Source organism: Caulobacter sp. 73W, assembly GCF_041021955.1.
GTDB lineage: Bacteria > Pseudomonadota > Alphaproteobacteria > Caulobacterales > Caulobacteraceae > Caulobacter.
Window position 1 is genome coordinate 801449 of record NZ_CP158375.1, and the last position, 19468, is coordinate 820916.

Genomic DNA, 19468 nt, shown 5'->3' on the forward strand with positions numbered 1-19468 from the left:
CCTCTAGCATGCGCTTCGGAAGGCAGCCTACTGCACGCCCGGCGCGCGCCACATCACAGGGATACGGATCTTGCCGCCGATCGTGGCGACGCCATCCTTACTCATCGGCGCAATGCGGAACTTCTCCGCCAGCGCCACAGTGGCGGGACCGAAACCTGCATCAAGCGGTTCCTCGCGCACCACGGAACAGGCGTTCAGCGTACCCTCCGCGGTTATACGGCATTCGATCAGCCCTTTTCCGGCCTGGCCCTTGGCCTTGGCGGCGGCGGGGTAGAAGGCAGCGATGTCCGAGCCGGACGGGCGGCTGATCCAGTCGGGCGCCGTGATCAGCTGCGGCTCGGCCGGAGCGGCGGCCCAGGCGGCCCAGGCGGCCGCGGCGGCCAGACCGCCAACCAGGGCGAGACCGGCCAGACGGCGGCCGAATGCGGGACTCGGAGACTTCAACATGGCGATCCTCTCTTTCAGCGGATGTTGGGCCGATGTCGGCCAGTGGCAGCCCAAAGGCAGGGGCTGATCGGCGAGTTGGGATTTCAGCAACGTCTCGGCATAGAGCCGCTGAACGCCTGGGCGCGCGGCCAGGACTGCGGCGTCGCAGGCCAACTCCTGGTCGATGCGCAGCAGCCGGACGCCCAGATGGACGGCGGGGTTGAACCATGCCAAGCACTGGACGGCGGCCGCCACGGCGTTGATCAGCGGATCGCCCGCCCGCAGGTGGGCCTCCTCGTGGGCGATGATCACCGCCTGCTCGGCCGGACCGAAACGCCCCTCGAAGTCGGCGGGCAGGATCAAGCGCGGACGCAGGGCGCCCACCAGGGCCGGGCCGGCCGTGCTGGACTGAGAGACCAGCAGGTGCGGCCGCTCCGGCAAGGGCGTCAGGGTCCCGAGCATCCGCACGTACCGCCCCTGCCGCCACGCCAGCAGGCCCGCCGCCGCGACCGCTCCAGCCGCCCACAGCGCGGCGAGCCAGAAGCCTGGATCGACCCCGGCGTCGACGGCGGTCTTCAGGACCGTCCCGGCGGCGTCGGCGGTGGTCAGCATGAGCTCCGCCGCCGCGCCCTCCCCCGGCTCGGCGGGGACCAGGGCGCCGACCGCCGCCAGCACCGGGACGATCCACAGACGATAGGCCGCCTGCGCCCCGAACCGTCGGCGCACCGGCCGCCGCAGCAGGGCTGCCACTCCGATCGCCGCCGCGGCGGCCAGGTTGGCGGACAGCAGGCCGGTCAGCAGGTCGTCGATCATGGCTCGAGCTCGTTGATGAGGCGCTTCAGTTCGGCCACGTCTTCGGCCGTCAGCTTTCGGCGTTCCGACAGATGGCTGACCAGAGGCGCCAGGCGGCCGTCGAACATGCGCTCCAGAAAGCCCTGGCTTTCGGCATCGACGAAATCGGTTCGCTGCAGAACGGGGCGGTACAGGTACCGGCGCCCTTCTGACGAAGCGGCGATGGCCCCCTTCTTCAGAAGGCGGTTGAGAAAGGTTTTCACCGTCGCCTCGCTCCACCCTTGGGCGGCTACGTCGGCGACAATGTCCTCCGCACTGAGGGGCTCACGACGCCACAAGGCGTCCATGATCAAGGCTTCGGCGCTAGTGATATTCATGGCGTTTACATCCGTAATCGACCAAACGATTACGCGCGTAAACGTTAGAGTCAATCCCTCCTTGAAGCGGAGAGGCTCACTTGCTCACGAACAGCACCGCGCCCTTGTCGGTCACCTCGCAGGTCCCGCTCTTGTACCCGGCCTTCAGCGAGACGAGGTAGATCGTCCCGTTGGCCATGGCGCTGGCGCTCATCGCTCTGGTCGCGCCCGGCGGCAGGTCCCAGCGGCGGTCGGCTTCGCGGGCGCAGGCGGACATCACGTCCCCCCGCCACGGTCCCTTGCGCGCCTCGCCATAGGCGTAGCGGCTGGAGCCCAGGCGGTTGTCCCGCTCGCGCTGCCCCGCCGCGTAGCCGGACGAATAGTCGGCGTCGTACTCGTAGTTCAGGAACTGGCCGTCATGGACCCCGTCCTGATAGCCGCGCTCGTACTGGGCGTCGCGGCTGTCGTCGTAGTGGCGGCCGTCCTCGTGGTTCTTGTCGTGGTGAGCCGCGATCGCCGCGCCCAGCAGGGCGGCCACGGCCACTCCCGCCACCACCGCCCCCGTGTTGGAGCCGCCGCCCTTGCCGCAGCGGTTGGCGTCCATGCGGTCGATCCGTTGATAGCGGCCGTCGGACGTGACCACCCCGACGCAGGTCCTGCCGTCCGCCTTCCACCAGTAGGTCCAGCTGGCGCCGCCGGTCTTCTCGCCGCCGGTGTTCACATAGCCCCGGGCCAGCATCTGGGTCTCCCCGCCCGCGCCCCGCGCCCCGATCAGGTCGCTCAGCTCCGGCGGCGGCGCGGCCAGGGCGGGCGCCGCGATCGCGGCGGCGGCGAGGACGACGAGAGCCTGCTTGAACATGGAAATCCTCCAACCCCTGCCCGAACCATGCCGACGGCCTGGGGTGTCGTCAAAGCCTTCGGCGATCAGGGGTTGCAGCGAGGCTGGCCGAACGGGTCCGCACAGACGGCCAAAGACGCGCCAAAGCAAAGCTGTGGATAACGTTAAGCTTTTGGACGGATTTGGAAATCGGCGAAATTTCCCCGCCTTTTCCACAGCTTGCGCACCGAGTCCTGCACAGCGGCGCAGTTTTGGGCGGTTGCTACATACCCGGTCCAGGCTCACAGTCAACCCGTCGAGAGGCGCTGACGGAGCCGGAGACGACGGGGCGACCCGGAGACTTCGAAACCGCCAGCCGGACCGGAAAAAGCAAGGACCTGCCAGGGGCGACCCTGAACGGAACCCGGCTTCTGAAGGAAAGGACTTCGAGATGGAGACCAAGACGCCCTTGGGCGACGCGGCGACCGCCTCCTGAAGCAGCCCCCTCTCGGTGCAGGCCTTTCACGGGGCCTGGGTTAAGGGGGCGACGCCGCCGGGCGACCGGAAGCGCCGCCCCCTTGCTCATTTGGGCTGCTGTGCCGTCCGCTCCCTTCGCGATCTTCGCCCCGCGCTCCCAAAACGTCGGCATGTTAACCGCCCGGCGCCCTTTCGGAGTCATTGTTCCCCCCGAAAGAAGGGGGCGCGCAGCCATGGCCTTTGGGGTCGATCTGCAGAAGGAAGACCGGGATCAGGCGGCCGGCGCGTGCGCACTGGCGGCGGTCTTCATCGTCTGCGCCATCCTGACCAAGGTCATCAACGACGTGACCGGCGTGCCGACCATCTGGCTGGCCAACGGCCTGCTGGTCGGCGGCCTGCTGACCCTGCGCCCCCGCTGGGGCGTGCTGATGGTGGTCCTGTCGCTGATCGGCGACGTGATGGTCGACCTGTTCACCGGCCGGTCGCTGAAGGCGATGATCGTCTATCCCGGCCTGGACCTGATTGAGGTGCTGCTGGCGGTGTGGTTCGCCCGCCGGTTCTGCGCTTCGTCCCTACGCCTCAAGAGCATCCGCGACGTCATCATCCTGCTGGCCTTCGCCTGCGCGCCGGCGGTGGCGGCGACGGGTGCGCTGGCTGGGCTGGCCAATGTGCTGTTCTTCGGGCGGGAGTTCTTCATCTCCTTCCGCATCTGGTTCTTCGCCGACCTGCTGGGCGTCTGCCTGACCTTGCCGGCGACCATGGTCGTCCTCGACGCGCGCCACAACCGCGCCTTCCAGCGCGCCCTGGGCGAGCACTTGGCCTTCTACGCCGGCCTGGCGGGGGTGGTGTTCCTGGCCTTCCTGCAGCCGACCTCGCCCCTGTCGTTCCTGATCTTCCCGGCCCTGATCCTGACCACCTTCCGACTGGGCCCGCGCGGCGCGGCCTTCGGCGCGGCCGTGGTTGCCGCCGTGGCCCTGCCCATGACCTTGCAGGGCGCGGCGCCGGCCCTGCTGAACGACCGCTGGGCCCTGGTGGATCGGCTGCAGGTGCTGCACCTGTTCATCGTCACCGTCTTCATCACCTCCCTCGCCGCGGCGCTGGAGCTGTCCAAGCAGGCCTCCCTGCGCCGTCTGCTGGTGCGGCGCGACCGCATCGCCCGCGCCGCCCGCGCCAAGGCCCAGGCCGCCAACGAGGCCAAGAGCCAGTTCCTGGCCAATATGAGCCATGAGGTGCGCACGCCCCTGAACAGCATCCTGGGCTTCACCCGCCTGCTCAGCGACCGCCAGGACCTGCCCGCCGACGTCCAGCGCCAGCTGCGCCTGATCGACCAGTCGGGCGAGTCCCTGCTGACCGTGGTCAACGACGTGCTCGACTTCTCGCGCATGGAGGCCGGCCAGATCGAGCTCGACACCCGTCCCACCGACATGCGCCGCCTGATCGAGGACGCCGCCGCCATCGTCGCCGCCGACGCCCGCGCCAAGGGTCTGGACCTGCGCCTGGAATACGACGGTCCGGTCGGCCATGCCCACCTCATCGACGACCGCCGCGCCCGCCAGGTGCTGCTGAATCTGTTGAACAACGCCATCAAGTTCACCGCCGCCGGCTCGGTCACCCTGCGCTTGAAGATCACCACCCTGAAGCCCGGCGTCGACGACATCCGGGTGGAGGTGATCGACACCGGCGTCGGCATCGCCCCCGCCGCCCAGGAGACCCTGTTCCGCCGCTTCTCCCAGGCCGACAGCTCGGTCAGCCGCTCCTATGGCGGCTCGGGTCTGGGCCTGGCCATCTGCAAGGGCCTGATGGAGATGGTCGGGGGCCGCATCGGCGTCGTCAGCACCCTGGGCCAGGGCTCCACCTTCTGGATCGAGGGCCGCGCCCGGACCACCGCCCAGGCCTCCGCGCGCGCCGTGGACGCGCAGGTCACATTCGACCTCACGGGCACGCGCCTGCTGCTGGTCGACGACCATCCCATGAATCGCGAGGTCGGCGCCGCCCTGCTGACCGCCGCCGGCTGCATCGTCGATACCGCCGAGGGCGGCGAGGAGGCCGTCGCCCTGGCGGCCGCCCGGCCCTACGACGCGATCCTGATGGACGTCCACATGCCCGGGATGGACGGCCTGACCGCCACCCGCGTCATCCACGGTCTGGACGGCCCGGCCGCCCACATCCCGATCATCGCCATGAGCGCCGACGCCCTGCCCCAGCACGTCGCCCGCTGCGTTGACGCCGGCATGGTCGACCACGTGGCCAAACCCATCCGCCGCGAGGACCTGTTCGCCAAGGTGGGCCGCTGGACAGCGGTAAGAGCGCAGGCGGCCTAGCCCCTTCTCCCTTGATGGGAGAAGGGTCGGGGATGAGGGTGATCCGGCGGAGGACGACGGTGCGGCGGAACAGCCGTTGTCACCCTCCCCCCTGCCCCTCTCCCATCAAGGGAGAGGGGTTCCAAGGCCATGCCCCATCCCCTAACCTCCCCCGCGAACATGGGAGGGGTTCGTCGATGAAGCGTGTTGGCCTGATGATCGCGGCCCTGGCCGTCCTGGCCCTGGCGGCCTGCTCGCCGAAATCCGACGCGCCGGCGGACGGCCGCACCGCCATCCGCTTCGCCACCGACTGGAAGGCCCAGGCCGAACAGGGCGGCTTCTATCAGGCCCTGGCCACGGGCGAGTACGCCAAGCGCGGCCTGGACGTGACCATCATCCAGGGCGGCCCAGGCGTGAACGTGCCCCAGCTGGTCGCCGCCGGCGCGGTCGAGATGGGCATGGGCTCCAACAGCTTCATCGTCCTGAACCTGGCGCAGGAGAAGGCCCCGGTGAAAGCCGTCGCCGCCTTCATGCAGAAGGACCCCCAGGTGCTGATCGCCCACCCGGACCAGGGGCTGAACAGCCTGGCCGACCTCAAGGGCCGCCCCACCCTTTTGTCCGACGCCTCGACCACCGCCTTCTGGGTCTGGCTGCGCGCCAAGTACGGCTACACCGACGAGCAGGTGCGCAAGTACAACTTCAACTCCGCCCCGTTCCTGGCCGACAAGCGCGTGGTCCAGCAGGGCTACCTGACCAGCGAGCCCTATACGATCAAGAAGGTCGCCGGCTTCGACCCGCAGGTCTTCTTGCTGGCTGACGAAGGCTTCCCCGGCTACGCGGCCATGGTCCTGGCCCCCGACAGCCTGATCGCCAGGAACCCGCAGGCCGTGAAGGCCTTCAACGACGCCTCGGCCGCCGGCTGGCGCTCCTACCTGTTCGGCGACGCGGCCCCGGGCGACGCCCTGATCATCAAGGACAATCCCGAGATCACCCCCGACATCCTGCAACAGGCCCGCGCCAAGATGCGGGCCTACGCCATCGTCGGCGAACCCATCGGCGCCATGACCGACGAACGCTGGAAGACCTTCTTCGACGTCGCGGCCAGCCAGGGAGTCTATGCCAAGGACCTGAACTACAAGGCGGCGTACACGCTGGATTTGCTGCCGGGGGTGAAGTGAGGGGGAAGCCCGCCGCGCGTCCCCTCGCCCCCTTAGGGGGAGAGGGTAAGGGTGAGGGGGCCGCTGAGCCTCAGCCCGCGAATGGCGTTCAAACCCTGTCGCCGAAAGCCCCTCACCCTACCCTCTCCCCGCAAGCGGGGAGAGGTGAATGACCGCGCACATGATCGCTTCGCTCGCCCAGGTCGAAGTCGACTACCCCAAGCGCGGCCGAGCGCTCGGGCCCATCGACCTGACCATCACGTCCGGCGAACGCATCGCCCTGGTCGGCCCGTCCGGTTGCGGCAAGTCCACGGCGCTGCGGCTGCTGGCCGGGCTGGAGGCCCCCACCCGCGGGACCGTCAGCCGCCAGGTCGCCAAGGGCGAGACCGCCGTCGTCTTCCAGGCGCCGACCCTGGCCCCGTGGCTGGACGCCGCCGCCAATGTCGCCCTGCCGCTGGAGCTGTCGGGCGCGCCCCGCGCCGCCGCCCGCGCCAAGGCGATCAAGGCCCTGGACCGCGTCGGCCTGAGGGACGCCGCCGCCGCCCGCCCGTGCCAGCTGTCGGGCGGCATGGCCATGCGCGTCTCCCTCGCCCGCGCCCTGGCGGTCAAGCCGCGCCTGCTGCTGCTGGATGAGCCCTTCGCGGCCCTGGACGAGATCACCCGCCGGGCCCTGGCCGACGACGTCCTGGCCCTGCAGGGCGAGCTGCAGCCCGCCATGGTCTTCGTCACCCACAGCGTCGAGGAGGCCGTCTACATGGCCGAGCGCGTGGTGGTGCTGAGCAGCGCCCCCGGCCGCATCGTCGGCGAGACCCGCCTGCCCGGCGACTGGCCGCACCCGGCCGGCTGGCGCGCCTGCCCCGACTTCCGCCAGGCGGTGGAATGCATCTCGGACCAGCTGGCGGAGGCCATGGCATGATCCGAAGCAAGCCTCCTTCTGCCTTGATGGGAGAAGGGTCGGGGATGAGGGTGTTGCGGCGGCGGACGGCGGTGTGGCGGAACGGCCGTGGTCACCCTCACCCCCGCCCCTCTCCCATCAAGGGAAAGGGAGAATGAGTTTCATCCGCGCCCTAGCCCCGGTGATCCTGGCCGCCCTGCTGCTGGCGGGGTGGGAGATCGCCTGCCGCTTGCTGGAGATTCCGGCCTATTTCCTGCCGCCGCCCTCCGCCGTGCTGGCGGCCCTGATCGGCGACTGGCGCAGTCTGGCGGCCAGCGCCTGGACCACCCTGTCCATGGCTCTGATCGCCCTGCTGATCGCCGCCGCCATCGCCTGCGCCCTGGCCCTGGTCACGGCGCTGAGCCGCACGGTCGAGCGGGCGGTGACGCCCCTGGCGGTGCTTATGCAGGTGACCCCCGTGGTGGCCATCGCGCCCCTGGTGGTGATCTGGGCCGGGGTGTCGCATCCCGAGCGGGCGGTGACCGCCCTGGCCGTGGTGGTGGCGTTCTTCCCCATCTTCTCTGGCGCCCTCACCGGGCTGAAGTCCGCGGACCCGGACCTGTCGCGGCTGTTCGCCCTATATGGCGCCACCCCGCTGCAAAGGCTGCTGCGGCTCAAGCTGCCCTCGGCGGCGCCGCATCTGCTGGAGGGGCTGAAGGTCGCCGCCGGCCTGTCCCTGATCGGCGCCGTGGTGGCCGAGTTCGTGGCCGGCTCCGGCGGATCGCAGGGCCTGGCCTGGCGCATCCTGGAGGCCGGCAACCGCCTGCAGACCGCCAAGATGTTCGCCGCCGTCGCCCTGCTGGGCCTGATGGGCGCGTTCCTGCACGCCCTGCTGCAGGTGGTCGAGAAGAAGGCCCTGCTGTGGTGGCGGGGCCGCTAGGCCCGCGCGCCTGAAGAACGGCGATCCTTATCCGACAGGGGTTTCGCCGCCTGTCCGCGCCTGCGATGGTAGCGATAACATCGCCGCGAAGGCGAGGCCGTATCGAGGAGACGCCATGCTGACCCGCCGCACCGCCCTGCAAGCCCTGTCGGCCGCGACCGCCCTGTCGGGAATGGGGCTGACCGCCTTCGCCCAAACAACCGGCGCCCAGACGCCCGGCGCCCAACGCCTGTGGTATCGCCAGCCGGCCAAGGTGTGGACCGAGGCTCTGCCCGTCGGCTCCGGCCGCATGGGCGCCATGGTGTTCGGCGGCGTGGCGGTCGAGCGGCTACAGCTGAACGAGAACACCCTGTGGGGCGGCGGGCCGTATGATCCGGTGAACCCGGAGGCTGCCGGCGCCCTGCCCGAGATCCGCCGCCTGATCGAGGCCGGCGACCATGCGGGCGCGACCGTCCTGGCCAACGCCAGGTTCATGGCCAAGCCCCTGCGGCAGATGTCGTACCAGACCCTGGGCGACCTGAAACTGACCTTCCCCGACCTGCCGGAGACGGCGGACGGCTATGTCCGAGAGCTGGATATCGACGGCGCCGTCAGCCGCGTGCGGTTCACCCATGGCGGCGTCGAGTTCCAGCGCGAGGTGATCGCCAGCGCCCCCGATCAGGTGGTCGCCGTACGGCTGACCGCCGACAAGCCGGGGGCGATCTCGGTGGACCTGGCCTTCGCCAGCCCCCTGCCCTCCACCGTGTCGGTCGAGGGCGACACCCTGGTCCTGACCGGGACCAACGGCGCCCACCACGGGCTTGAGGCGGCGCTGAAGGTGGACTGCCGCGTCCGCGCCATCGCCCCGGGCGGCAAGGTTGCGGCGGGGGACAAGACCCTGTCCGTCCACGGCGCCGACGAGGTGCTGCTGCTGATCGCGGCGGGCACCAGCTACAGGCGCTTCGACGACGTCTCCGGCGATCCGGTCGCCGCCGACCGCCAGCGCCTGGACAAGGCGGCGCGCAAGCCGTGGCCGGCCCTGCTGTCCGCGCACCAGGCCGACCACCGCGCCCTGTTCCGCCGAGTGACCGTGGACTTCGGGACCAACGCCGCCGCCCAGCGCCCGACGGACGAGCGCATCCGCCTGTCGCCGACCGTGGACGACCCGGCCCTATCGGCCCTGTACTTCCAGTACGGCCGCTATCTGCTGATCGCCTGCTCCCGCCCCGGCGGCCAGCCGGCCAACCTACAGGGGCTATGGAACGACTCCATGACCCCGCCCTGGGGCGGCAAGTTCACCATCAACATCAACACCGAGATGAACTACTGGCCGGCCGAGCCGACCGACCTGTCCGAATGCGCCGCGCCCCTGGTCGCCATGGTCCGCGACCTGTCGGTCACCGGCGCCCGGACAGCCAAGGCCATGTACGGCGCGCGCGGCTGGATGGCCCACCACAACACCGACCTGTGGCGGGCGACCGCGCCCATCGACGGGGCCAAGTACGGGGTCTGGCCGACCGGTGGGGCCTGGCTGTGCAAGCACCTGTGGGACCGGTACGACTATGGCCGCGACCGGGCCTATCTGGCGGACATCTATCCGATCCTGCGCGACGCGGCCCTGTTCTTCGTCGACACCCTGGTGGTCGATCCCAAGAGCGGGCGGCTGGTCACCAGCCCGTCGATCTCGCCCGAGAACGACCACGGCCACGGCTCGTCCCTGGCGGCCGGCCCGACCATGGACCAGGCGATCATCCGCGACCTGTTCGACAACACCATCGCCGCCGCCCGCATCCTCAACCGCGACCCGGCTCTGGCCGCCGAGTTCGCGGCTACGCGGGACAAGCTGGCCCCCTACAGGATCGGCAAGCAGGGCCAGCTTCAGGAATGGCTGGAGGATTGGGACGCCGACGCGCCCGAGCAGCAGCACCGCCACGTCTCGCACCTGTACGGCCTCTATCCGTCCGAACAGATCAGCATCGACACCACCCCGGACCTGGCCGCCGCCGCGAGGAAGACCCTCGAGACGCGGGGCGACCTGTCCACCGGCTGGGCCATCGCCTGGCGCCTGAACCTGTGGGCGCGGCTGGGCGACGGGGACCGGGCGCACCGCATCCTGCAGGCCCTGATGGGGCCGGAGCGGACCTATCCCAACATGTTCGACGCGCACCCGCCGTTCCAGATCGACGGCAACTTCGGCGGGACCTCGGGCATGGTCGAGATGGTGCTCCAGTCCCGCAACGGCGCCGTCCACCTGCTGCCCGCCCTGCCCTCGGCCTGGCCGACCGGCTCGATGGTCGGCCTCAAGGCCCGAGGGGCCTTGGGGGTGGACATCTGGTGGCGCGACGGGACGCTGGACCGGGCGGTGCTGAAGGCCGGGGCGGACGGACCGCAGAAGGTGGTGCTGGCCGAGAAGGTGCTGACGCTGAACCTGCGGCGGGGCGAGGCGCGGACGGTGCGGCTGGTGGATGGGGTGTTGGCCGCGAGCTAGCTCAGGTTCTTCCGCCGCTCCAGCTCCGCCACGCTCGGTTCGGACATGGCGAAGGAGCCGGTGACCACCTCGCCGTCGGGGATGTAGGTCGCCAGCATCACGCCGCTGTCGGACACGTTCGAGCTCGTCATCTTCAGGTTGGCGGGCGCGATCGCGTCGCCGAACAGGCGCTTGCCCTTGCCCAGCAGCAGCGGGAAGACCAGCACCCGCAGCTCGTCCGCCAGCCCCTCGGCCAGCAGCAGCTGGATCAGCTCGGTGCTGCCTTGGACGATCAGGTCGGGACCGTCGCCAGCCTTCAGCTTGCGGATGCCGTCGGCGCCGGAAAGGCCGTGGCTGTTGACCCAGTCCAGGCTCTGCGGCCGGTAAGTCAGGACGTACTTGTTGATGCGGTCGAAGCTGTCGCCCATCTCGGCGGTCCCGGCGTCATAGTCGGCGGCGGCCGGGTCCTTCTGCACGAAGGGCCAGTGGGCGGCGAAGATGTCGTAGGTGCGGCGGGCCAGCAGCAGGTCGAACTGACGCCCGAACAGCTCGCCCATGGCGCCGTTCAGGGTCTCGTCCCAGTGCTGGGTCCCCCAGCCGCCGAACCGGAAGCCCCCGGTGGGATCCTCCTCCGGCCCGCCGGGCGCCTGCATGACGCCGTCCAGGCTGGTGAAGGCTCCGATGATGATCCGACGCATGGGTGTTCTCCAGTGGATTTGAGCCAAGGACGGATGAGGATGCGGGGGTCCGACAACCCCAAAAATAAAAACCCCTTCTCCCTTGAAGGGGTGGGATGAGGGTGATGGTGCGGTCGGGCCGGTCGCGGCGGAACGGGCGTAGACACCCTCACCCCTGCCCCTCTCCCATCAAGGGAGAGGGATATCCTCTTGGTTACTTGATCCGGATCTGGATCGGGATCTCCACCACTTCGCCGGTGCGCAGGCGGCCGTCGGGGCCCAGCGGGTCGAGGCGGTATTGCGAGGACATCATCAGGGCCGCTTCGCCCACACCCATCTCGGACGGGCTCTCGGCCATCACCTTGCAGCCTTGCAGGGCGCCGTCACGCTGGATGACGCAGGACAGCAGGGCGACCGCCATGGTCGGCTCGCTGACCTTCTGCACGCGGGCTTCGGTGGGGGTCGACTGGGCCGGCGCCAGAACAGCGGCGGCGGCGAGGATAAGCGACGCGATCAATGTTTCACTCCCGATTGAACTTGTTTGTCGGTCCGGGCGGCGCGCAGCCGCTCGAGCCCTTGGGCGGCCAGGTCGGTCATCGACCGGGCGCCATATTCGGCGAAGACGTCGAAGGCCGTGGCCAGGGCCGTGGCGGCCGCGTCGAGACGGCCTTCGTCCCGTCCGGTGATCTCGGCCCGGGCCTCGTAGAGGCGGGCGAGGTTCATCTGGGTGACAGCCCAGGCGATGGGGTCCTTGCGGGGCGAGCCGCCGACCAGCTCGATGCGCAGGCCGGCCTCGGCCACGTCGAGCACGGTCAGGTCGCCGGTCAGTTCGGCGCAGCGCGCCAGGCAGACCGCGCGGTTGTTGGCGGCGGCCGCGCGCAGCGGCAGGGTCGGGCAGTTCTTCAGCAGGGCCAGGGCCCGGTCGAAGGCGGTGACCGCCTGCTCGAACAGGTGCTCGGCCGTGGTCGCCTCGGCCAGGATCTGCAGGGCGCCGCCCAGCAGGATCTGGCCGCGCGCCCAGTCCAGCGGGCTCTGCTCGGGACCGAAGTCCTTGGCGGCCTGGACCAGGGTCTCGACGCCCTCGGCCATCAGGGCGGTGTCGAACAGGATCTCGCCCAGCAGGGCCTGGGCCGAGCCGCGGGCCATGGCGATGCGGGCCAGGGTCAGGGGCTCATAGGCCGGATCGAGACCGGCGCCGGCTGCGTCCAGGGTCTCCATGGCGCGGTCCAGCAGGGTCGGCTCGGCGCGCTGGCCGGCGCAGCCGATCAGCAGGTCGGCGCGGGTCAGGCGGTGCTCGGCGGCGGCCAGGCGGGCGGCGGGGCTGCGGCGGCCCTGCACGTCGAGGGCGGCCAGGGGCTCATCATAGGCGCGGGCGGCGATCAGCACCGCGCCCGGCGTGCCGGCGCCCAGGGCGCGGCGGCCGTCGAGACCGGCGATCAGGGCGGAGGCCTGGGCGTCGGCCCCTGCCCCGGCGCTGCGGGCCTTGGACAGCACGGCCTCGGCGGCGGCGTTGAGGCCCTCGTCGCCGAACAGCTCGGCGCCCAGCATGGCGCAGGCGGCCTGTTCGCAGCGGGCGCGGGCGGCGTCCTTGGCGCGGCGCTCGGCGTCCAGGGTCTTCACGGCGGCTTCGGCCTGGGCGGCGGCCTTGCGCAGAGCGGCGACGTCGCCGGTGCGGCGGGCCACTTCGCGCCAGATCACGGCGGCCTCGATCAGACGGGTGCCCTTGTCCTTGGTGCTGACGCGGCCCGCGCCGATGTCGGCGCTGCGGGCCTCGGCGCTCAGCATGTCGATGTCGAGCAGCTCCAGCAGCGAGGCGTCCCCGCCGGTGAAGCCGTCACGCGGCGCCTGGAACGACGCCCCGGCGGCCTTGCGCGCCGCGGGACCGAAGACCCGTTTCCACTCACGACGAAATTCGAACATCGCGTCCGCTCCGCTCAAGTTGTCCCACGTCGGAACAGCCGACGAGGGGTCAACGCCCTAGGAGCAAAACCGGGTCCGCGAATTTTAACAAGTCATTAAGCTTAACAAATCCCGCGTTAACTATAAATAATCAGAATGAATGCGGAACGCTGAATTCATTAACCATGATTTGCGGTCAGAAGCCGCATTTCACGGGAATTCGAACGGCGTCGCGTTAACTTTTGAGGCGCGGAAGTCTTAACGCGGGAGAGGTGTTGTCTCAGTTGGAGACACCCCCTTCTCCCTTGATGGGAGAAGGGTCGGGGATGAGGGTGATGCGGCGGTTGCGTGCTTCGAGACGCGCTGTCGCGCTCCCCAGCATGACGAGCCTTGTGTCTAACTGAATTCGTCATCCTGAGGAGCTGGCGAAGCCTGCGTCTCGAAGGACGCACGGCACGCAAGGGCGGAACGGCCGTAATCACCCTCGCCCCCTGCCCCTCTTCCATCGAGGGAGAGGGGTCTATCAGCCCCGTTCCTTCGTCCGCTCGAAGCGCACCTTCGGGAAGCGTTCGCCGACGTAGCCGATCTCCCAGGAGGACTTAGCCAGGAACACCGGCTGGTCGTCGATGTCGCGGGCCATGGCCATCTTGTGCTTGCCGGCGAAGTCCTCGATGTCGGCCTTGTCGCCGCCGAGCCAGCGGGCTTCGGCGAAGGGGGCGGCTTCGAAGATCACGTCCAGCTGGTATTCGTTGGAGAGGCGGTCGGCCATGACCTCGAACTGCAGCTGGCCGACGGCCCCGACGATGAAGTCGGCGCCGATCTCGGGGCGGAAAAGCTGGGTGACCCCCTCCTCCGCCAGACCTTCCAGGGCCTTCTTCAGGTGCTTGGCCTTCAGCGGGTCCTTTACGCGGACGCGGCGCAGGATTTCGGGGGCGAAGTTGGGCAGGCCGGCGAAGCGCAGCAGGCCGCTCTCGCTCAGGCTGTCGCCCACGCGCAGGACCCCGTGGTTGGGGATGCCGATGACGTCGCCGGCATAGGCGTCTTCCGCCAGCTCGCGGTCGGAGGCGAAGAACATGATCGGCGCGTTGACGCTCATCTGGCGGCCGGTGTTCTGGGCCTTCAGCTTCATGCCGCGGGTGAACTTGCCACTGGTCAGGCGCAGCATGGCGATGCGGTCGCGGTGGTTGGGGTCCATGTTCGCCTGGACCTTGAAGATGAAGCCGGTGACCTCCTTGTCGCTCGGCTCGACCGCCGCCTCGGCGCCGGCCTTCTCGGCCTTCATGGTCTTGGGCGCGGGGGCGTAGGCGCCGATGCCGGCCAGCAGTTGGGCGACGCCGAAGTGGCGCAGGGCCGAGCCGAAGAACACCGGCGTCATGTGGCCTTCGAGAAAGGACTGGATGTTGAACTCGGCATAGCCGCTGGCCACCAGCTCGGCCTGTTCCTCAAGCTCGGCCTTCTCAGCGTCGTCCAGGAACCGGCTGATGGAGTTGCCGCTGAACTCGACGGGTTCGGGGTGGCCCTCGTCCGGGTCCTGGGCGCCGCCGGTGCGCTTGGCGTAGGGGATGAACTGGCCCGAGCGGATGTCGAGCATGCCCTTGAAGCGGCCTCCCGAGCCCGCCGGCCAGAACAGCGGCGCGGGGTCGAGGGCGAGCTTGGAGGCGATCTCGTCCAGCAGCTCGATGGGGTCCTGGGCTTCCCGATCCATCTTGTTGATGAAGGTGATGATCGGGATGTCGCGCAGGCGGCAGACCTCGAACAGCTTCAGGGTCTGGGGCTCGATGCCCTTGGCGGCGTCCAGCACCATGATGGCCGCGTCGGCGGCGGTCAGGGTGCGGTAGGTGTCTTCCGAGAAGTCCTCGTGGCCCGGCGTGTCCAGCAGGTTGAACATCTTGCCGTCGTGGTCGAACGTCATGACCGAGGCCGAGACGGAGATGCCGCGCTCGCGCTCGATTTTCATCCAGTCCGACCGGGTCCGCCGGTTCTCGCCCCGCGCCCGCACCGCGCCCGCCGCCCGGATCGCCCCGCCGGCCAGCAGGATGTTCTCGGTAAGGGTCGTCTTGCCGGCGTCAGGGTGACTGATGATGGCGAAGGTGCGTCGACGGGACGCTTCTTGCTGCAGGGGCGTGCTCATGGGCGCGGCTGGTAGCGCGGATGGGGCGGAAAGTCGAACCCTGAAGGCGGCCTTACAACGCCTCTCCTCCCCCGTTCAAGGGGGAGGGGAAGGTTCATCCCCTCACCGCCCCAGGCAGTTCGCGCACGAACGCGGCCAAGGCTTCCGGTTCGCGCACCGCGATCCGCGCCCACTGGGGATAGGAGTTGCCGAATTGGCGCAGGAGCACGCCCTTGGTTTCCAGGCGTTTCAGGACGCCCGCCGCGTCCGGCCCCAGGTCGGCCCAGAGGTAGGAGGCGACGGACGGCGTGGTGCGGATGCCCGCGGCCTTGCAGGCGCCTTCGATGATCTGGCGGCCCTTGGCGGTCGTGGCGGCGGCGGCGGCCAGGTAGGGGCGGTCCTTGTAGGCGGCCTCGGCGGCGACCAGGGCCGGGGTGTTGTGCGAGGTGGCCAAGACGCTGCGGATCTTCATGGCCCGGTCGGGCCGCGCCAGGGCGTAGCCGACGCGCAGGCCGGCCAGGCCATAGGCCTTGGAGAAGGTGCCGGCGACGATGACGTCATGCCCCTCGCGCACCAGGTCGGCGACGCTGTGAACCTCGGGGTTGGGCAGCAGATCGATGAAGGCCTCGTCGACCACCACCGGGACGGTCTTCGCCGTCTGGCGGCACCAGGCGCGCAGGGCGGCTGGGTCGGCCAGCAGGCCGGTCGGATTGTTGGGGTTGCAGACATAGGCCAGCTTCACGTCTGGCCCGAGAGCAGCAGTCATGGCGGCGAAGTCGATCTGGTGGTCGGCGGCCATGGGCGCCCGGCGGTTCGGCAGACCCTGGCGGGCGGCGTACTTGGCGTGGGTATCGTAGGTCAGGGCCGGCAGCAGCTGGGCGCCGCCCTGGGTCCAGAAGGCGGTAATGAGCGACAGCATCTCCAGAGAGCCCGTGGTGATGACCACGTTCTCGGGTTTGAGGCCGTTCTCGGCGGCGATCTTGGCGATCAGCCGCGCCTCTTCTTCATGCGGATAGTTGGCGGCGGTGTGCACGACCTTGCGCGCCGCCTCCACGGCCCGCGCGGGCGGACCGTGGGGGTTTTCGGTGATGTTCAGGGGGCCCACTATTGCATTGGCCAAAGGCCCCGCAGCCGAGGCGGTCTCGGCGAAGGCGAACGAGGTCGCCAGGGCGCCAGTGACGGCCAGGAGGCCAGGCAGATCGCGACGGCTGCAGGTGCTCATGGTGCTTAGAACTTCACGGCCAGACGGGCGTAGTAGCGGCCGCCGTCGGTGTCGTAGACGGCGTTGCGCGAATAGATCAGGCCGCGCGACGCCTGGAAAGTCGCCTCGTCCGGATAGGTGTCGAACAGGTTCTCGGCGCCGACGGTGATCTTCACGCCTTCACGCACCTCGGCGGTGACCGCCAGGTCGAACAGCACCTGGGCTCCGAAGTCCTGGATGAGGTTCTTGGAATCCTGGAACTGAGCGTCGGTCCATTCGCCGAAGTAGCGGACCCGGCCCATGAGGTTGAATTGGCCGAAGGTGTAGTCGGCGGTGAAGTTGCCGGTGTGCTGCGGCAGACCGTTTTCGAGGTTCTGGCGGGTCAGCTCCGACACCGCGACGACGGCCTTTTCCAGCTTGGTATCATTGTAGTTGTAGGCGGCGGTCAGGGTCAGGTCGCCCGGGCCCATCGGCATGCGGTAGGAGCCGACGACGTCGATGCCCTGGGTCTTGGTGTCTGTCGAGTTCACGAAGTAGCTGATGGTGGTCAGCACGTCCGCGCCGGGGACGTTGGCGGCGATCAGCTGGGCGCGGATGGCCGGGGTCACCGTGAAGTTCGGCGAGTTGGCCAGGCGGTCCTTCACCTCGACGCGGTAGTAGTCGATCGAGCCGGTGAAGCCGCCCTTGCGGGCGGTGACGCCCAGCGACACGTTCTGGGCCTGCTCAGGCTGCAACGGCTTGGCGCCGAAGAAAACCGCCACCGGATCCAGCGGCGACAGGCGGCCGGTGGTGAACAGGCGCAGGGTCGTGGTGTCCAGGCCCTGCGAGGTGCGGCTGGAGAAGACCTGGGCCGGGGTCGGGGCGCGGAAGCCGGTGGAGAAGGCGCCGCGGAAGGCGATGTTGTCGTTCACGTCGAAGCGGGCGGCCACCTTGTAGTCGGTGGTTGAGCCGAAGGTGGAGAAGTCCTCGTGGCGGACGGCGACGTCAGCCGAGAACTGCTCGGTGATCGGCAGGTCGAGGTCGGCGTAGACGGCCCAGCTGTCCTGGTCCCACTCGCCGGCCTGGGTCGGGCTGTAGCCCGGGAAGCCATTGGAGCCCGACGGCAGGCCCGCCGCGGCGCCCGGGCCGATCTGCCAGGAGAAGGGGTCGCCGGCTTCGATGGCGTAGGTCTCGACGCGACGCTCGGCGCCGAAGGCCAGGTTGGCCGGGGCCGACAGCCAGCCCATGGCCAGGGTCTTGTTGAAGTCCAGGTTCAGGTTCTGCTCTTCCTGGATCAGAGTGCCGGGCTTGAAGTTGCGCGGCGACTGCGGACCGAACGAGGCGTTGATCGAGTTGTCGAGGAAGTAGCTGATCTCGTCACGACCGAAGGAGGCGCTGGCGTCCCAGGTCAGGCCGAGGTTGGCCAGTTCGCCGCGGAAGCCGCCGTTCAGCTGGTAGTCGGTCTCGTCCTGGCCGAACTGCGGCGAGAAGCCGGTCGGATAGATCGAGCGCAGGTTCCAGCCCGGGAAGACGGCGGTGATGCGGTAGGCGCCGTCGGTGGCCGGGTTGCGCCAGTTGAAGTCGTTGACGCCGGTGCTGTCGGCGTAGGTGGCGAAGCCGTACAGCTCGATCTGGTCGTTGATCGGCAGGTTCAGGTTCAGCGAACCGCGCAGGACCTGACGCTCCGGCTGGCCCCAGCGCTGGACCGGGTTCGGCACGTTCAGGGTCGGGTTGGCGTTCTGGAAGGCGATGGCGTCGGGACGCTGACGGGTGCGCGAGGTCGGCTCGCCGTCGGTGTAGGTGACGCTGGCCACCAGGCGGCCGTTGTCGCCGATGTTCAGGCCATAGCGGGCGGCTGTCTCGATCATGCGGCCGTCGCCCTCATAGTACTGAGAGCCCTGGACCGTGCCGTAGAAGCCTTCTTCGTCGGACAGGATGAGGTTGATGACGCCGGCGATGGCGTCCGAGCCGTACTGGGCCGAGGCGCCGTCGCGCAGCACTTCGATGCGGCCCAGCGCGATGGATGGGATCGAGGCCAGGTCGGGCGCCTGGACGTTGCCGCTGAGGAAAGCCGAGCGGTGGAAGCGCTTACCGTTGACCAGAACCAGGGTGTGGTGAGCCGCCATGCCGCGCAGGGTGGCTGGGCGCACATACTGCTGGCCGTCGGCGGTCGGGTTGCGCAGGACGTTGAAGGACGGGGTGATGGCCACCAGCTTGTCGGTCACCTGGTCGGAGACGACGTTCTGCAGGGCCTGGGCCGAGACCACGTCCACCGGCGTGATGGCGTCATAGGCGGTGCGGTCGGCGCGGCGCGTGCCGGTGACGATCAGCTCGTCCAGCTGGCTGGCGGCGTCGGCGGCGGAAGCGGCGGGCGCAGTCTGAGCGAAAGCGGGAGCCGCAATAGCGGCGGCGAGAACCGCCCACGCGGCGGTGGTCTTCAAGGTCATGGCCCATCCCCGGGGTCTGTTTGGAATGGGCGGGACACCTAGACCGCGTCTTGGGTCGGTTCCGTGACGTTTAGCGGAACGGATTTGTGAAAGTCTACGATTTCACCACCCCAGGCAGTCGCCCGCGCACGCGATGACGCCGAAGTTGATCAAGATCAATATCCATGGCCCTCGAACCACGTTATAGTTGCTCTTCCGCGCCAGTTAGGGGATCCCACCCGCTGAATTGACGATCAGAGCTATAGTCGAAACCGAGAAAAGCTAGTCGGCGATGTTTATGGTGAATCAACAATCCGCCGCCTATGACTCCATTAAATTCAAAATCCGTCGCAGTTACTCATACCAATTTTGAGCAGTACTGCATTGGCGGCTTCCCGATATAGGGCTAGAGAACTTCGCCAGCCGACGCCAAGCGCAACGCAGACCAGACGGCCGCCGCCCCACCGCGGGGCTGCCTTCCCCCATGGGCAATCGGCGCGCTTCCCCCGCTCCGCTCATCCCGGCGAAGGGGGCGTAACCCACCTTCCCCCGCCCCCTCGCCCGGCCTATAAGCCGCGCCTCATCAGGGGC

14 protein-coding genes are annotated in these 19468 nt (G+C 69.1%); 5 read left to right on the forward strand and 9 right to left on the reverse strand.

Annotated elements, in window-relative coordinates; genetic code table 11:
• Positions 1-27 precede the first annotated feature (27 nt).
• From ABOZ73_RS03820 to ABOZ73_RS03830, 3 genes are all read right to left on the reverse strand, one after another.
• Positions 28-1239, reverse strand: coding sequence for a TonB family protein (locus ABOZ73_RS03820; protein ID WP_369060864.1), 1212 nt, complete (start codon positions 1237-1239; stop codon positions 28-30).
• Complete coding sequence (locus ABOZ73_RS03825) at positions 1236-1595, reverse strand: BlaI/MecI/CopY family transcriptional regulator (protein WP_369062478.1); 360 nt, start codon at positions 1593-1595, stop codon at positions 1236-1238. Before ABOZ73_RS03825 ends, ABOZ73_RS03820 begins: the two co-directional genes overlap by 4 nt.
• A 76-nt stretch (positions 1596-1671) precedes the next feature.
• Entirely contained in the window at positions 1672-2433 is a 762-nt protein-coding gene (locus ABOZ73_RS03830; RefSeq protein ID WP_369060866.1) for a hypothetical protein, read from the reverse strand.
• A 668-nt stretch (positions 2434-3101) separates the two neighbouring features.
• Between ABOZ73_RS03830 and ABOZ73_RS03835 the strand changes: the two genes are divergently transcribed.
• The 5 genes from ABOZ73_RS03835 (at position 3102) to ABOZ73_RS03855 (ending at position 10606) form a co-directional block, all read left to right on the forward strand.
• Complete coding sequence (locus ABOZ73_RS03835) at positions 3102-5189, forward strand: ATP-binding protein (protein ID WP_369060867.1); 2088 nt, start codon at positions 3102-3104, stop codon at positions 5187-5189.
• Between the two features lie 176 nt (positions 5190-5365).
• Entirely contained in the window at positions 5366-6346 is a 981-nt protein-coding gene (locus ABOZ73_RS03840) for an ABC transporter substrate-binding protein (RefSeq protein WP_369060869.1), read from the forward strand.
• A gap of 148 nt (positions 6347-6494) precedes the next feature.
• Positions 6495-7241: an ABC transporter ATP-binding protein gene (locus ABOZ73_RS03845; protein ID WP_369060871.1), complete on the forward strand. Its 747-nt coding sequence runs from the start codon at positions 6495-6497 to the stop codon at positions 7239-7241.
• 133 nt (positions 7242-7374) lie between these two features.
• A complete protein-coding gene (locus ABOZ73_RS03850; protein WP_369060873.1) occupies positions 7375-8139 on the forward strand; it encodes an ABC transporter permease in 765 nt (254 codons plus the stop codon).
• A 115-nt stretch (positions 8140-8254) separates the two neighbouring features.
• Positions 8255-10606, forward strand: coding sequence for a glycoside hydrolase N-terminal domain-containing protein (locus ABOZ73_RS03855; protein WP_369060875.1), 2352 nt, complete (start codon positions 8255-8257; stop codon positions 10604-10606).
• Here the strand turns inward: ABOZ73_RS03855 and ABOZ73_RS03860 are convergent.
• The 6 genes from ABOZ73_RS03860 to ABOZ73_RS03885 all read right to left on the reverse strand — a co-directional run bounded on the left by ABOZ73_RS03860 (position 10603) and on the right by ABOZ73_RS03885 (position 18898).
• Positions 10603-11283 (reverse strand): dihydrofolate reductase family protein, encoded by a 681-nt coding sequence (locus tag ABOZ73_RS03860; protein WP_369060877.1) that lies wholly within the window; start codon positions 11281-11283, stop codon positions 10603-10605. The genes ABOZ73_RS03855 and ABOZ73_RS03860 overlap by 4 nt on opposite strands.
• A 193-nt stretch (positions 11284-11476) precedes the next feature.
• Positions 11477-11779: a hypothetical protein gene (locus ABOZ73_RS03865; RefSeq protein WP_369060878.1), complete on the reverse strand. Its 303-nt coding sequence runs from the start codon at positions 11777-11779 to the stop codon at positions 11477-11479.
• Positions 11776-13182, reverse strand: coding sequence for a hypothetical protein (locus ABOZ73_RS03870; RefSeq protein ID WP_369060880.1), 1407 nt, complete (start codon positions 13180-13182; stop codon positions 11776-11778). The genes ABOZ73_RS03865 and ABOZ73_RS03870 overlap by 4 nt, the downstream gene beginning before the upstream one ends.
• A 502-nt stretch (positions 13183-13684) precedes the next feature.
• The gene (locus ABOZ73_RS03875) at positions 13685-15292 is read right to left on the reverse strand and encodes a peptide chain release factor 3 (protein WP_369060882.1); all 1608 of its coding nucleotides are present in this window, start codon (positions 15290-15292) and stop codon (positions 13685-13687) included.
• 94 nt (positions 15293-15386) lie between these two features.
• On the reverse strand, positions 15387-16493 hold the full coding sequence (locus ABOZ73_RS03880) for a histidinol-phosphate transaminase (protein ID WP_369060884.1): 1107 nt from the start codon (positions 16491-16493) through the stop codon (positions 15387-15389).
• A gap of 5 nt (positions 16494-16498) precedes the next feature.
• Entirely contained in the window at positions 16499-18898 is a 2400-nt protein-coding gene (locus ABOZ73_RS03885; protein ID WP_369060885.1) for a TonB-dependent receptor plug domain-containing protein, read from the reverse strand.
• Between the last annotated feature and the right edge of the window lie 570 nt (positions 18899-19468).

What these genes read in the sequence shown, in the direction of transcription:
- ABOZ73_RS03885 (WP_369060885.1), bottom strand. Translation starts at nt 18,898, where the DNA reads ATGACCTTGAAGACCACCGCCGCGTGGGCGGTTCTCGCCGCCGCTATT.
- ABOZ73_RS03870 (WP_369060880.1), bottom strand. Translation starts at nt 13,182, where the DNA reads ATGTTCGAATTTCGTCGTGAGTGGAAACGGGTCTTCGGTCCCGCGGCG.
- ABOZ73_RS03820 (WP_369060864.1), bottom strand. Translation starts at nt 1,239, where the DNA reads ATGATCGACGACCTGCTGACCGGCCTGCTGTCCGCCAACCTGGCCGCC.
- ABOZ73_RS03860 (WP_369060877.1), bottom strand. Translation starts at nt 11,283, where the DNA reads ATGCGTCGGATCATCATCGGAGCCTTCACCAGCCTGGACGGCGTCATG.
- ABOZ73_RS03840 (WP_369060869.1), top strand. Translation starts at nt 5,366, where the DNA reads ATGAAGCGTGTTGGCCTGATGATCGCGGCCCTGGCCGTCCTGGCCCTG.
- ABOZ73_RS03825 (WP_369062478.1), bottom strand. Translation starts at nt 1,595, where the DNA reads ATGAATATCACTAGCGCCGAAGCCTTGATCATGGACGCCTTGTGGCGT.
- ABOZ73_RS03855 (WP_369060875.1), top strand. Translation starts at nt 8,255, where the DNA reads ATGCTGACCCGCCGCACCGCCCTGCAAGCCCTGTCGGCCGCGACCGCC.
- ABOZ73_RS03845 (WP_369060871.1), top strand. Translation starts at nt 6,495, where the DNA reads ATGACCGCGCACATGATCGCTTCGCTCGCCCAGGTCGAAGTCGACTAC.
- ABOZ73_RS03830 (WP_369060866.1), bottom strand. Translation starts at nt 2,433, where the DNA reads ATGTTCAAGCAGGCTCTCGTCGTCCTCGCCGCCGCCGCGATCGCGGCG.
- ABOZ73_RS03880 (WP_369060884.1), bottom strand. Translation starts at nt 16,493, where the DNA reads ATGAGCACCTGCAGCCGTCGCGATCTGCCTGGCCTCCTGGCCGTCACT.
- ABOZ73_RS03835 (WP_369060867.1), top strand. Translation starts at nt 3,102, where the DNA reads ATGGCCTTTGGGGTCGATCTGCAGAAGGAAGACCGGGATCAGGCGGCC.
- ABOZ73_RS03875 (WP_369060882.1), bottom strand. Translation starts at nt 15,292, where the DNA reads ATGAGCACGCCCCTGCAGCAAGAAGCGTCCCGTCGACGCACCTTCGCC.
- ABOZ73_RS03850 (WP_369060873.1), top strand. Translation starts at nt 7,375, where the DNA reads ATGAGTTTCATCCGCGCCCTAGCCCCGGTGATCCTGGCCGCCCTGCTG.